Below are 13,007 nucleotides of genomic sequence, written 5' to 3'. Positions count from 1 at the left end.
TCCTTGCGGAGATTCTTCGTTCCTCAGAATGACAAAAATGAGCATAAAAAAAATCCGCATAAATCCGCGTTTTCGCAAAGCGAATCAGTGTCATCCGCGTTCCATCCACATCTCAACAATAAAAAAAAATAACTACTTTTGAATTTCAATTCCTCATCAAAAATGCAAAAAGCAATCACCATCATATTATCCCTAATATTCACATCAACTTTCGCCCAAATAAAATTCGGAAGCCCTGAAATTGACCCGATCCAAATTCAAAAAAACTTTATAGATTGGTCCGCGTACCAAAACAAAAACATTATGCTTTCCAGAGATTTTGTCGCACTTGATAATCTTTCAAAAGAAATCACAAAAGAATCATTTCTGGATCAGTTAGCAAACGGAAATTTCATTCCAATAAGATTAAAATCAGACGATTCAATATATTATTACAAGCTGTTCAAAATTCAGCCAAAATCAGATACCAGCATAAAAGCCACCATCAATCAAATAGGTTTTGACGCCTACAAAAACTACAAAATGGAAGGCACCCCATTTCCTGAATTCTCTTTTAAAGACTTAAACGGAAACGTCGTTTCAAACGAAACCATGAAAGGAAAAATCATCGTCATAAAATGCTGGTACATTCACTGCACACCTTGTATAAGAGAATTTCCACAGGTAAATAAATTAACAGAAGAATACAAAGACCGAAAAGACATTCTGTTCATAAGTCTTGCCGAAGATTCGCCGGAACAATTAAAAGCCTTTTTAGCGAGAAAACCATTGTCCTATTCCGTAATTCCGGATATGAAAATTTATATGAATGAAAAACTCGATTTAAATGCTTTTCCAACGCATTTCATTTTAAATAAAGAGGGTTTAATTTCAAAGGTTTTGCCAAATTTTGAAAGTTTAGAAGTAGCGCTGGCGAAAGAAAGTAAACTGTAGTGGATTAGTACTGTTTGTCATTTCGACGGAGGAGAAATCTCCACAAGTAGCTCCGCAACTAAATTCCAAACTTTGTAGAGTTTCTCGTGGAGATTTCTCGTTCCTCGAAATGACATAAAATGAGAAAAAACTCTTCTTTGCGCCTCTGCTCCCGATAACTATCGGGATTGCGAGAAAAATCTCGTCCGCATAAAAAACTTAGCCACTTTGCACCTTTGCAACTCTGAACCTTTTTCACTACTTTTGCACCAAATTAATTAAAAAGACATTCATGTTAACAGTCAATAATTTATCAGTTCAATTTGGCAAACGAATTTTGTTTGACGAAGTAAATACCACATTCACACACGGAAATATTTATGGAGTTATTGGAGCCAATGGTGCTGGAAAATCTACTTTTCTAAAAATCATTTCGGGCGATATCGATCCAACTTCTGGCCACATTCATTTAGAACCGGGAAAACGTATGTCGGTTTTAAACCAAAATCACAACATGTTCGACGAACATACGGTTTTGGAAACTGTATTGATGGGAAATAAAGTTCTTTATGCTGTTAAAAAAGAAATGGATGAACTTTATTTAGACTACAACGATAAAAACGCAGACAGAATTGGAGAACTTCAGGTTCAGTTTGAAGAAATGAACGGCTGGAATGCAGATTCTGACGCCGCTGCAATGCTTTCGAACTTAGGAATCAATGAAGAACACCATTATACTTTAATGGGCGATCTGGAGGGTAAAATTAAAGTTCGTGTGCTTTTGGCACAGGCACTTTTCGGAAATCCTGATTTGCTTATTATGGATGAGCCTACCAACGACCTGGATTTTGAAACCATCGCCTGGTTAGAAAACTTCCTTGCCAATTATGAAAACACGGTAATCGTTGTATCTCACGACCGTCACTTTTTAGATGCTGTTTGTACACATATTTCAGATATCGATTTTGGAAAAATCAATCACTATTCAGGAAATTATACTTTCTGGTACGAGTCTAGCCAATTAGCGGCCAAACAACGTGCGCAGCAAAACAAAAAAGCAGAAGAAAAGAAACAGGAATTGGAAGAATTTATTCGTCGTTTTAGTGCGAACGTTGCAAAGTCTAAACAAGCGACTTCTCGTAAAAAAATGATTTCTAAACTGAATATTTCTGAAATCAAACCTTCAAGCCGTCGTTATCCTGCCATTATTTTTGATCAGGATCGTGAAGCCGGAGATCAGATTTTAAATGTAGAAGGATTAGCCGCTTCTGTAGAAGGAGATCTTTTGTTTAAAGATGTAGATTTGAATATGGCAAAAGGCGATAAAATCGTGCTTTTCTCAAAAGATTCACGTGCTACAACCGCTTTCTACGAAATTTTAAATAACAATCAAACCGCAGACGCCGGAACATTTGATTGGGGAATTACAACAAATCAAGCCTATTTACCGGCAGAAAATCATTCTTTCTTTGAAAATGATTTAACATTGGTAGACTGGTTACGTCAATACGCAAAAACAGAAGAAGAGCGTGATGAGGTTTTCATTAGAGGATTCTTAGGGAAAATGATTTTCTCCGGAGAAGAAGCTTTAAAAACAAGCCGTGTATTATCAGGAGGAGAAAAAGTACGTTGTATGTTATCAAGAATGATGATGGAACGCGCCAATATCTTAATGCTTGACGAACCAACGAATCACTTAGATTTGGAGTCGATTACAGCATTCAACAACTCATTGAAAAACTTTAAAGGTTCTGTAATTTTCACTACACATGACCACGAGTTTGCACAAACAGTTGGTAACAGAGTAGTTGAGTTAACACCAAACGGAGCAATTGACCGTTATATGACGTTTGACGAATATCTTGATGATGAAAAGATTCAGGAATTAAGAAAGAAAATGTACAATCTATAATTAGATTATTCTATAAAAAAGAAATCCCGTTTGCCAAGCAAACGGGATTTTTTATGTTTATTATCTTTTGAAAAACCTGGTAAAGATCCAGATAATTATGGCGATTACAAAAATCACGATAAATATTCCGACTCCCATTCCGGCTTGAAAAATATCTCCAACTAGTTCGCAGCTTGTAAATGAAAACAGTATTACGAATACCATTAACAAACGTGTAATGTTCTTTTGCATGATTTTGCTTTTTTAATTGTTTTAAAAAGAATTTAGTATTCTAATTATCGTAGTATAAAATTACTTTAATCAGCAAAAAAATGTTTTATATAATTTGGTTGAAAAGTTCTATGATTTTGGGATTGTGCATTTATAGCAAGTTCTTTAGTTATGACAGAATCATTTGATAGTATCATTTGATACTATCACTAATAGCAATAAATCAATATTATATTATAGTCAAGCCCAGATATTTATTCCCCAATAGTTCCAGTCTTAACTTTACCAACTCTTTTATAATTAACAATAATTACTCCTTTTGATGTAACTGTATTTTCTGTTACCTCAAATGTTGCCGGAATCGCATTATCACCAAACAATTTTTTTCCTTTGCCCAAAACGATTGGATGAATTTTAAGCCAAAGCTCATCGACCAAATCATGTTGAAGTAAAAGCTGAACAAGCGATGCGCTTCCCCAAACTTTAAGATCACCACCTTCTGAATTTTTAAGTTTTTTGATATCTTCTATATTGGAAAGAAATACAGAGTTTTCCCAATCAGAGTTATTTCTGGAAGAAGACAAAACATATTTTGTAACCTCGTTGATTCCAGGCCATCCATTAGCGTGTTCCGGCCAGTAGGATTCAAAAATTTCAAATGTTTTTCTGCCCAAAAGAATATCGGCAGGTTTCATTTGTTCCTGCATAACCTTTCCGTAAATTTCGTCACTCAAAGGAGCAACCCAGCCTCCATATTTAAAACCACCCGAAGTATCTTCTTCAGGCGCGCCCGGGGCTTGCATAACGCCATCGATTGTAATCATGGTTAAGACGATTATTTTTCTCATGATGTTGGTTTTTGGTTTAATCAAATATAATAAAATATGAGAAATTTTCGATAGATAAAGAAGAGCCATCGGCTCGATCCATATTGTAGAGCTGGATTTTAATCCAGTTAATAAGCATCAAAAAAGAAAATATCGATATATATTCTATGTTTAATTTGCAACATATTTGATTTCAAAGCTTCACCACAGCTACAACATTGTTAACCTTACGGGTACAGAAAGAATTTTCGCGCTAACGTTGCGCATATGCGAGAGATCGGGATCATTTTATTGCATAAGGTTTTTTTATTCGATATCAATTATTACTGGTTCAGATTCAGAAATAACACTAACGCAATCATTTATGCCTATAATTAAGTATTCATTATGACTAATAGAATGATGTTGAGATAAAAAACCATTTCGTAATTTTTCAAGTTCAAACCATCCTCCACTTTCGATTTTCCAAATCCACCCTGGCACTCTTACTCTTTCATCCCAAAATTCTAAAAGATTTCCTTCATCTATGACCCGGAATCCAACTACATTTTTAAAAATAAGATATACTGGACTAGGGTGATCATTAAATGATAAAGTTATTTTTAAAGTCCATAAATCATAATTTATATTGAATATTTCAGGAGCTGATTTGTTAGGAAAATTTATATCGAATTCTTTGACTTTTGGTTGCAATAAATCTTGAATATTATCCATAACTTCTGATTAAATTGATTTTGAACTCGTCTAAAAGTAATTTGAGTAAATAAAGTTTTAAAAGTAATTTTATTCTCTAAACAAAATGCAGCAATTTAAAAAAAAAGATATTTCTAAGTAAAATGAAACTAAAATCCAAAAATAAATATTTCCCTTCCCAACACCCCAACAAATAAATTCTGATTTCGTATATTTGCCCAACCAAACATCACACTTAATTATGAGCCAAAAAGTATTACTTAATTCAAAAGAAGTTACTATCATACTCCATCGTTTGGCTTGTCAGTTAATCGAAAAACACCTTGATTTCTCCGATACAATCTTAATTGGAATTCAGCCAAGAGGCGTTTATTTAGCTGAACGTTTAAAACAAATATTAGAAAACGAATACCAGACACCTGAAATTTCTTTGGGATATCTGGACATCACTTTTTTTAGAGATGACTTTCGCAGAACTGATAAACCACTGGAAGCCAATAAAACACAAATAAATTTTATAGTCGAAAACAAGAAAGTCATTTTTATAGATGACGTATTGTTTACCGGACGAAGCATTCGTTCTGCCTTAACCGCAATTCAGTCTTTTGGGCGACCTTCAGAAATCGAATTGTTAGTGTTAATCGACAGACGTTTTAGCCGTAATTTACCTATTCAGCCCGATTATAGAGGCCGTCAGGTAGATGCAATTAATGGCGAAAAAGTAAAAGTGAGCTGGAAAGAAAATGATGGTGAAGACGTAGTTCACTTAGTAACAAATTAAAGTTTAATCGGTTAACCGGTTAATTGTTTAATCGGAAGAAACGATTAAACGCTTAAACAAATCAACAAATAAACGATTAAACAATAAAAAATGACAGAGAACGAAGCGTTTATTTATGAATCAATTTTTAATCAGGTTAGGATGGGATTTCTTTCTCTTGATGAGATTCAGGAAAACATCAGAGAAGAAATTGAAGACAACGAATTTGAAGATGAAATTTCAGAAGAGTGGGCTTTCGATAAAATAAAAGAAGAATACCAAAAGTTACTTGCAGAAAGTAAACAATGGAAAAATCCAACAGATACTGAAAAGCTTATAAAAGCGTTTGATGAATTGTGTGACGATAATATAATCGCACTTCACAATGCAGGTTACACCACAAGTGATGCTGAATATGAAGTAGTTGAGGTTGAAAGAGAATTGCAGGAAAACGAAGTGGAGTCTGATGGTTATTGTTTTTATCACGGACAAGATTTAGAAAGAGCGCTCTCTGTTAAAGATTCAAATTTGTTTATCGCTTTTCAGAAAGTAGACAATTCGGATGATGCCACTACAATAGAAGTAGGAAAAAGAGTTGCCGAAGTTTTAATAAACAACGATTTCAAAATAAAATGGGATGGCTCTTCAAGAACAAGAATTGAAATTCCGGGTTTTAGATGGCAGAAGATTTTTAATGAAGACGACAGAGATCTGCAGGATTACAGCGAGGTTGTAGACAGAATGATTCAATAAAACAGCTTCTCTTTAAGGAGCATTGACAAATAAATATTAAAGAAACAAAAATGAAAGAATTAAGCGTAAATCATTTATTAGGAATCAAATACATCAACGAGAATGATATTAACCTGATTTTTGAAACGGCAGATCATTTTAAAGAAGTCATTAACAGACCAATTAAAAAAGTTCCTTCATTACGAGATATCACGATTGCCAATATTTTTTTCGAAAACAGTACCAGAACAAAACTTTCTTTCGAATTAGCCCAAAAACGATTATCTGCAGATGTTATTAGTTTTTCTGCCGCTCAGTCTTCGGTTAAAAAAGGAGAAACCCTAATTGATACTGTAAACAATATCCTATCCATGAAAGTTGACATGGTTGTAATGCGCCACTCCAATCCCGGAGCGGCTTATTTTTTATCTAAAAATGTCAAAGCCAGTATCGTAAACGCCGGAGACGGTGCGCACGAACATCCAACTCAGGCTTTATTAGACAGTTATTCCATCAGGGAAAAACTAGGCGATGTTGCCGGAAAAAAAGTAGTTATTGTAGGCGATATTCTGCATTCCAGAGTTGCCTTATCCAATATATATGCTTTGCAGATGCAAGGCGCAGAAGTAAAAGTTTGCGGACCAAAAACCCTGATTCCAAGATATATTGAATCGCTTGGAGTTACGGTCGAGCCGAATTTACGCAAAGCATTAGAATGGTGCGATGTTGCCAATATGCTGCGTGTGCAAAACGAGCGTATGGATGTGAACTTTTTTCCTTCAACACGCGAATACGCACAACAATACGGAGTTGATAAACCATTATTAGATTCTCTTGGAAAAGAAATCATCATCATGCACCCGGGACCAATCAACAGAGGAGTAGAGATTACTTCTGAAGTAGCAGATTCTAATCATTCCGTTATTTTGAATCAGGTTGAAAACGGAGTAGCAATCAGAATGGCGGTGATTTATCTTTTGGCATCGAAGATTCAATAATTTAGTATTCAGTTTTAAGTCGCAGTTTTCAGTTTTAAAAATGATTGTCACCCTGAGCGGAGTCGAAGGGCGCGCCAATTGGAACGAGGCTTCGACTACGCTCAGCCTGACAAACGTAGAACGTTTAGCTCGGTAAACCTGAACTTGAAACTTGAAACCGATTTCCACAACAATTCTATCGATGCAGCTTTGCGAACTTTGTGTTTTCTCAGCATAATATTGTTTAAAAATCTTAGCGATCTTTGCGGTAAATTCTCATTTCGACCTGAAACTAAAAATAAAACTTCGTAACTTAGTACTCAAAATATATCCCCAAGTTATAAAATGAAAGTAGATCAAAAAGGACATACCGTTACCATTAAAGATACTCAAGGAGATTTTAAAGCTTTCCTTGAAAAAGTAACGCAGCAGTTTAAAACCTTTGAAAAACAAAATATTATAATTGATTTATCAGCTGATGATAAATTATCTGAAAGTGATTTGAAGCTTTTTTTACCACTTTCGAAGCAACACAAAAAAGCAAAAAAATCTTTTGTTATTGTAGTTTCTGATCTTGATTTTAATGCTATTTCTGATAAATTGGCCGTGGTTCCTTCACTTTTAGAAGCACACGATATTATCGAAATGGAAGAAATTGAGAGAGACTTAGGGTTTTAAAATTGGTTTAATTGTTTAACCGGTTAATCGTTTCGATGTTTAATCAATTTTACGATTGAACAAATCACAATTTTTTTACGATTAAACAGTTAACCAAATAAACGAATAAACATAAAATTGAAGCTCACTATATTAGGCTGTTACGCCGCAACTCCCAGAACAATTACCAACCCGACTTCGCAGGTTTTAGAGATTAAAAACAGATTGTTTTTGATTGATTGTGGCGAAGGAACTCAGGTACAATTGCGTAAAAACAAGATTAAATTCTCAAAAATTAATCACATTTTTATTTCGCATTTGCATGGAGATCACTTTTTTGGATTAATTGGGACAATCTCGACTTTTGCACTTTTAGGACGAACCGCAGATTTACATATTTACGGACCAAAAGGAGTGAAGGAAATAATCACTTTGCAATTGCGTCTGTCTAATTCCTGGACAACTTATAATTTGTTTTTTCACGAACTGGAATCTGATAAAAGCGAAGTTATTTTTGAAGATAACCGGGTAATTGTAAAAACGATTCCGCTAAAACACCGTGTTTATACCAACGGATTTTTATTTCAGGAAAAACCGGGAGACAGAAAACTGAATGTCGAAGCCGTTCAGGAATATAATATTCACACTGCTTATTATCAAAAGATTAAAGGCGGCGGAGATATTACGCTTGATGACGGAACAGTAATCGAAAACGAGAAATTATCTTTTGACCCAATTCCGGCAATGAGTTATGCTTTTTGTTCGGATACGGTTTATAGTGAAGCAATAATTCCGATTATAGAAAATGTAGATGTTTTATACCACGAATCTACTTTTTTAGAATCAGAAGCGCCTTTGGCAGAAAAAACACTACACTCAACAGCAAAAGAAGCCGCAACAATTGCACTCAAAGCAAATGCAAAACAACTTATTTTAGGACATTATTCTACACGATACGACGGAATTTTGCGTTTTAAAGAAGAAGCTGAAACTATTTTTCCAAACGTCCTTTTAGGCGATGACGGAAGAAGTTTTGAATTTTAGTCTAAATACTAAGATTCTAAGGTTCTGAGTTGCTAAGTTTCTAAGTAAAACAAATAAGGTTTTAGAGAAATCTAAAATCTAAAATCAACAATCTAAAATATAATGGCATGAATGATTTAAGCAATTATAGAAAGTCTTACGAAAAAAGCGAATTATTAGAAACCAATATTCCCGAAGACCCAATTAATCTTTTTAACCGATGGTTTCATGAAGTGGAAGATTTTGGCGCAAGCGGAGAAGTAAATGCCATGACGGTTTCTACAATTGGTTTGGATGGATTTCCGAAATCAAGAGTCGTTTTATTGAAGAAATTCTCTGAAGAAGGATTTATTTTTTACACCAATTATGACTCAGAAAAAGGAAAAGCAATTGCTGCAAATCCGCATGTTTGTCTTTCTTTTTTTTGGCAGGAAATGGAACGTCAGGTAATTATTAAGGGAATTGCCCAGCGAACTTCTGAAAATATCTCTGATGGTTATTTTGATTCCCGTCCGGACGGAAGTAAATTGGGCGCAATTGTTTCGAACCAAAGTGAAGTGATCCCATCCAGAACATTTTTAGAAGAAAATCTAAAAAAATTAGAAGCCGAATTTGAAGGAAAATCAATTCCAAGACCGGACAATTGGGGAGGGTTTTTAGTAACACCTCTGGAGGTTGAATTCTGGCAGGGAAGACCTAACAGATTGCATGACAGAATTCGTTATCAGAGTCAGTCTGATTTCTCCTGGAAGATAGAACGCCTTTCTTCTTAGTTGTAGGAAAAATATAGTGCATTTGTTTTAAATGATGTATTTCATCGATTATTTTTGTAGTTTACCGACAAATTGAATAAGTTTGAATCAGAATTAGAAAAATATATCATCTAAAATATAAAGCATTTGCCCCAACATTTACTTTAAAATTAACTACCATTGATTATGAAAAAGATGATATGCATCATGACGTTCATTGCAGTATCTATTGCAATGAACTCATGTTCTGCTGACAAAGACGACAGACAAAATGAAATTGAAACTGTTGTTACGCCAGAAACTGTGGTGACGACGTATAACTATAGCGATATAGAGTCAGAGACCTTGAGATTGATAAATGAACATCGTTTGAGCATTGGCTTAAATGCGTTAAAAATACAAAATCATATTTCTTATAAATGCCTGGAGCATAATAAGTATATGATTCAGAAAAACGAAATGAACCATGATAATTTCAGTTCGCGTTCTGAAAATATAATGAGATTGCTTGGTGCAAAAAAAGTGGGTGAAAATGTTGCCTTTAGGTACAAAACAGCCGCAGATGTTGTACAGGGATGGCTAAATAGTCCCGGGCATAAAGAAAATATCGAAGGAGATTATACTCATTTTGGTATAGCCGTAACAAGTGACGCTTCGGGCGATAAATATTTTACCAATATTTTCGCAAAAATATAAAAATTCATTGGACTGGTTTTTTAGTTAGTCGTTGTAACTCTTTTAGGGTTACAACGATTTTTTTTTAGAAAAAGCTGCCTATGCCGGGCAGCTTTTGAATTTAATAAAATACCAGACTTTACGGAAAAATCAGGATTTAAAGATTTACATATATAAAATTCCTAATAAATGTTAACAGAACTAAAAAATAGGGCGGTATTACAATTTCTTTTGTAAATTAGAACTTCAATAAAAAGTAACTTCATTTTTGATGTTTCGAAATCCTTTTACTTATGAAAAATTTAATTTTAATACGACATGCCAAATCAAGTTGGGAAGCACCTTTAAAGGATTTTGACAGGCCTTTAATGAAAAGAGGAATTTTAGATGCCCATGAAGTGTCGACCAATATTTCAAAATATCTTCCTAAAACCTATATAATCTGGAGCAGCACAGCAGCACGTGCCTCTGAGACAGCACTTATCTTTGCTCAAAACATTTCTTATCCCATAGAAAGCATCGTTTATAAAGACGATCTTTATACTTTTGACGATAAACAACTCGAAAAAGTTATCAAATCATGTGATAATAGTTTCGAAAGCGTTATTCTTTTTGGACATAACGAGGCTATTACAAATTTTGTTAATAAATTTGGTGATGTTTTTATTGAAAATGTACCTACTTCAGGATTTGTATCGCTTAAATTTGATACCGAAGCCTGGGAAGCAATTCAAAAAGGCAAAACCCAAAAAACCATTTTCCCCAAAGATTTAAAATAAATAAAGTGTACGAGCAGAAATATATCGATAGAGAAAAAAGTTGGTTAGCGTTTAATGCAAGAGTGCTTCAGGAAGCAGCAGACAACACGGTGCCACTTTTAGACAGGTTGCGTTTTGTTGGAATTTTTTCGAACAACTTAGACGAATTTTTTAGAGTTCGATATGCCGCAATTCGAAGATTGAGTCTTTCTGGAATTTCAGGTGAAAAATATTTAGGTGGAGTTTCTGCCCACCAGTTAATTAAGGATATTACCGAAATCGTAATTCAGCAGCAATCAGAAAGTTTGCGTATTTTAGGAAATATAGAATCTGAACTGGAATCCGAAAATATTTTTATTATAAACGAAGATCAGATTACAATAGATCAGGATAAATTTTTGAAAGACTTTTTTGTTCAAAGATTAAGTCCTGAATTAGTGACTATTATCTTGAATGATCTGGCAGAATTTCCTATTCTGAAAGATACTTTAGGATATTTGGCCATTCGTTTGGAAATGAATGAAAATGATGAGGTTCGATACGCTGTTATCGAAATTCCTAAAACCATAAACAGATTTGTCGTTTTGCCATCTCATGACGACAAACAATATGTTATCTTGATAGATGATGTCATTCGCCATAACCTGAAAAACATCTTCAATATTTTCGATTATAAAAGCGTTTCGGCACACATGATCAAAATTACGCGTGATGCGCAATTGGATATTGATAGCGATTTGAGCAAAAGTATGCTTGAAAAAATTGCTACATCCGTAAAAGACAGAAGAATAGGAGAACCTGTTCGTTTTATTTATGATAGTTTAATCGAAGAAGATACCTTGCGTTTCTTCCTTGATAAAATGAAAATTGTAGAAACAGATAGTATTATTCCCGGTGGAAGATATCATAATCGCCGTGATTATATGAGTTTTCCAAACTTAGGAAGATACGATTTGCTGTATAAAACAAATGATCCGCTGCCAATTCCGGGATTGAGTTTAGGTGGCAGTATTTTGGAGAAAATCAGCAAAAAAGATTATTTATTGCATGCTCCTTATCAGTCGTTTTCATATTTAACCAAGTTTTTGCGAGAAGCAGCATTAGATCCAAAAGTGACAAGTATTAAAATTACTTTGTATCGTTTGGCAAAGAATTCGCAAATTATCAGTTCGTTGATCAATGCAGCTAAAAACGGTAAAAAAGTAACTGTTCAAATCGAGCTTCAGGCGCGTTTTGATGAAGCTTCTAATATTTCGTATGCAGAACAAATGCAGACGGAAGGAATAGAATTAATATTTGGAATCAAAGGTTTAAAAGTGCACAGTAAAATATGTGTTATCGAAAGAACCGAAGAAGGAAAAAGCCGTCGTTACGGATTTATTTCGACAGGAAATTTCAACGAATCGACAGCTAAAATTTATACGGATGTAACGCTTTTTACTTGTCATTCGGGAATATTAAAAGACATTTCTAAAATCTTCGAATTCTTTGATATCAATTACAGAGTACACAGATACAAGCATTTAATAGTTTCTCCGCATTATACGAGAACCAAATTTATAAAATTGATCGATCGTGAAATTCTGCACGCTTTGGCCGGTAGAAAAACACATATAAAACTAAAAATGAATAGTTTATCTGATTTTAAAATGATCGATAAATTATACGAAGCAAGTAATGCGGGTGTAAAAATTCAGCTTCAGGTAAGAGGAATTTGTTCGTTGATTCCGGGAATTCCAGGAATGAGCGAAAATATAGAAGCGATCAGTATTGTCGACAATTATCTGGAACATTCCAGGGTTTATATTTTTGGAAACGCCGGATTGACAGAGGTTTATATCTCATCTGCCGATTTTATGACCCGAAATCTTGACGGAAGAGTAGAAGTGACCTGCCCAATTTACGACCTCGAAATCAAAAAAGAATTAATTGATAATTTTGATATTGCATGGAAAGGGAATGTTAAAGTGAGATACCATTCCTATAAATTAGATAATAAATATAAGCCAAGAAATCATCATGCCCCTTTTAGAGCTCAACTTGAAACCTATAAATATTATCAGAATAAAATTTCGGTATTAGAAGAGGCTGCACAGAAAATAAATTAATAAAACCAAAA

General features: G+C 34.2%; 14 protein-coding genes. 11 read left to right on the top strand and 3 right to left on the bottom strand.

The annotated features are described in order from the left end of the window. Positions 1-162: 162 nt before the first annotated feature. Together AC3QL1_RS19435 and AC3QL1_RS19430 are read left to right on the top strand one after the other, a co-directional pair. Positions 163-933 (top strand): TlpA family protein disulfide reductase, encoded by a 771-nt coding sequence (locus AC3QL1_RS19435; protein ID WP_492493788.1) that lies wholly within the window; start codon positions 163-165, stop codon positions 931-933. Positions 934-1,204: 271 nt separating this feature from the next. Further along, positions 1,205-2,824: an ABC-F family ATP-binding cassette domain-containing protein gene (locus AC3QL1_RS19430; RefSeq protein WP_492493787.1), complete on the top strand. Its 1,620-nt coding sequence runs from the start codon at positions 1,205-1,207 to the stop codon at positions 2,822-2,824. A 60-nt stretch (positions 2,825-2,884) separates the two neighbouring features. Here AC3QL1_RS19430 and AC3QL1_RS19425 read toward each other — a convergent pair whose 3' ends face one another. The 3 genes from AC3QL1_RS19425 to AC3QL1_RS19415 form a co-directional block, all read right to left on the bottom strand. Beyond that, positions 2,885-3,055 (bottom strand): hypothetical protein, encoded by a 171-nt coding sequence (locus tag AC3QL1_RS19425; RefSeq protein ID WP_456314465.1) that lies wholly within the window; start codon positions 3,053-3,055, stop codon positions 2,885-2,887. 233 nt (positions 3,056-3,288) lie between these two features. Continuing rightward, positions 3,289-3,882, bottom strand: a complete 594-nt coding sequence (locus tag AC3QL1_RS19420; protein ID WP_492493786.1) for a dihydrofolate reductase family protein — start codon at positions 3,880-3,882, stop codon at positions 3,289-3,291. Between the two features lie 285 nt (positions 3,883-4,167). After that, the gene (locus AC3QL1_RS19415; RefSeq protein ID WP_492493785.1) at positions 4,168-4,575 is read right to left on the bottom strand and encodes a hypothetical protein; all 408 of its coding nucleotides are present in this window, start codon (positions 4,573-4,575) and stop codon (positions 4,168-4,170) included. Between the two features lie 220 nt (positions 4,576-4,795). On the opposite strand from AC3QL1_RS19415, the gene pyrR reads away from it, so the two are divergent. From pyrR to ppk1, 9 genes are all read left to right on the top strand, one after another. After that, complete coding sequence (pyrR, locus tag AC3QL1_RS19410) at positions 4,796-5,335, top strand: bifunctional pyr operon transcriptional regulator/uracil phosphoribosyltransferase PyrR (protein WP_492493784.1); 540 nt, start codon at positions 4,796-4,798, stop codon at positions 5,333-5,335. A 90-nt stretch (positions 5,336-5,425) separates the two neighbouring features. Next, complete coding sequence (locus AC3QL1_RS19405; RefSeq protein ID WP_492493783.1) at positions 5,426-6,067, top strand: DUF6891 domain-containing protein; 642 nt, start codon at positions 5,426-5,428, stop codon at positions 6,065-6,067. A 50-nt stretch (positions 6,068-6,117) separates the two neighbouring features. Further along, on the top strand, positions 6,118-7,044 hold the full coding sequence (locus tag AC3QL1_RS19400) for an aspartate carbamoyltransferase catalytic subunit (protein ID WP_026984442.1): 927 nt from the start codon (positions 6,118-6,120) through the stop codon (positions 7,042-7,044). Positions 7,045-7,368: 324 nt separating this feature from the next. Continuing rightward, complete coding sequence (locus AC3QL1_RS19395; protein WP_492493782.1) at positions 7,369-7,701, top strand: ribonuclease Z; 333 nt, start codon at positions 7,369-7,371, stop codon at positions 7,699-7,701. Positions 7,702-7,818: 117 nt separating this feature from the next. Next, the gene (locus tag AC3QL1_RS19390; RefSeq protein ID WP_492493781.1) at positions 7,819-8,724 is read left to right on the top strand and encodes a ribonuclease Z; all 906 of its coding nucleotides are present in this window, start codon (positions 7,819-7,821) and stop codon (positions 8,722-8,724) included. A gap of 107 nt (positions 8,725-8,831) precedes the next feature. Next, positions 8,832-9,476, top strand: coding sequence for a pyridoxamine 5'-phosphate oxidase (gene pdxH / locus AC3QL1_RS19385; protein WP_492493780.1), 645 nt, complete (start codon positions 8,832-8,834; stop codon positions 9,474-9,476). Between the two features lie 165 nt (positions 9,477-9,641). Continuing rightward, a complete protein-coding gene (locus AC3QL1_RS19380) occupies positions 9,642-10,151 on the top strand; it encodes a CAP domain-containing protein (RefSeq protein ID WP_492493779.1) in 510 nt (169 codons plus the stop codon). A 272-nt stretch (positions 10,152-10,423) separates the two neighbouring features. Further along, positions 10,424-10,909 (top strand): SixA phosphatase family protein, encoded by a 486-nt coding sequence (locus tag AC3QL1_RS19375; RefSeq protein ID WP_492493778.1) that lies wholly within the window; start codon positions 10,424-10,426, stop codon positions 10,907-10,909. A gap of 5 nt (positions 10,910-10,914) precedes the next feature. Continuing rightward, a complete protein-coding gene (ppk1, locus tag AC3QL1_RS19370) occupies positions 10,915-12,996 on the top strand; it encodes a polyphosphate kinase 1 (protein WP_492493777.1) in 2,082 nt (693 codons plus the stop codon). Positions 12,997-13,007 lie beyond the last annotated feature (11 nt).

Source organism: Flavobacterium sp. GW823-FHT04A11, from assembly GCF_058796535.1.
Note: the sequence above shows the minus strand (reverse complement) of the source record. Positions and strands in the feature narration are given on the sequence as shown.

Excerpts from the sequence above, each read along its gene's own strand:
- AC3QL1_RS19395 (WP_492493782.1), top strand. The coding sequence starts at position 7,369 with ATGAAAGTAGATCAAAAAGGACATACCGTTACCATTAAAGATACTCAA.
- AC3QL1_RS19415 (WP_492493785.1), bottom strand. The coding sequence starts at position 4,575 with ATGGATAATATTCAAGATTTATTGCAACCAAAAGTCAAAGAATTCGAT.
- AC3QL1_RS19405 (WP_492493783.1), top strand. The coding sequence starts at position 5,426 with ATGACAGAGAACGAAGCGTTTATTTATGAATCAATTTTTAATCAGGTT.
- AC3QL1_RS19435 (WP_492493788.1), top strand. The coding sequence starts at position 163 with ATGCAAAAAGCAATCACCATCATATTATCCCTAATATTCACATCAACT.
- pdxH (WP_492493780.1), top strand. The coding sequence starts at position 8,832 with ATGAATGATTTAAGCAATTATAGAAAGTCTTACGAAAAAAGCGAATTA.
- AC3QL1_RS19420 (WP_492493786.1), bottom strand. The coding sequence starts at position 3,882 with ATGAGAAAAATAATCGTCTTAACCATGATTACAATCGATGGCGTTATG.
- AC3QL1_RS19375 (WP_492493778.1), top strand. The coding sequence starts at position 10,424 with ATGAAAAATTTAATTTTAATACGACATGCCAAATCAAGTTGGGAAGCA.
- AC3QL1_RS19400 (WP_026984442.1), top strand. The coding sequence starts at position 6,118 with ATGAAAGAATTAAGCGTAAATCATTTATTAGGAATCAAATACATCAAC.
- AC3QL1_RS19425 (WP_456314465.1), bottom strand. The coding sequence starts at position 3,055 with ATGCAAAAGAACATTACACGTTTGTTAATGGTATTCGTAATACTGTTT.
- AC3QL1_RS19380 (WP_492493779.1), top strand. The coding sequence starts at position 9,642 with ATGAAAAAGATGATATGCATCATGACGTTCATTGCAGTATCTATTGCA.
- AC3QL1_RS19430 (WP_492493787.1), top strand. The coding sequence starts at position 1,205 with ATGTTAACAGTCAATAATTTATCAGTTCAATTTGGCAAACGAATTTTG.
- pyrR (WP_492493784.1), top strand. The coding sequence starts at position 4,796 with ATGAGCCAAAAAGTATTACTTAATTCAAAAGAAGTTACTATCATACTC.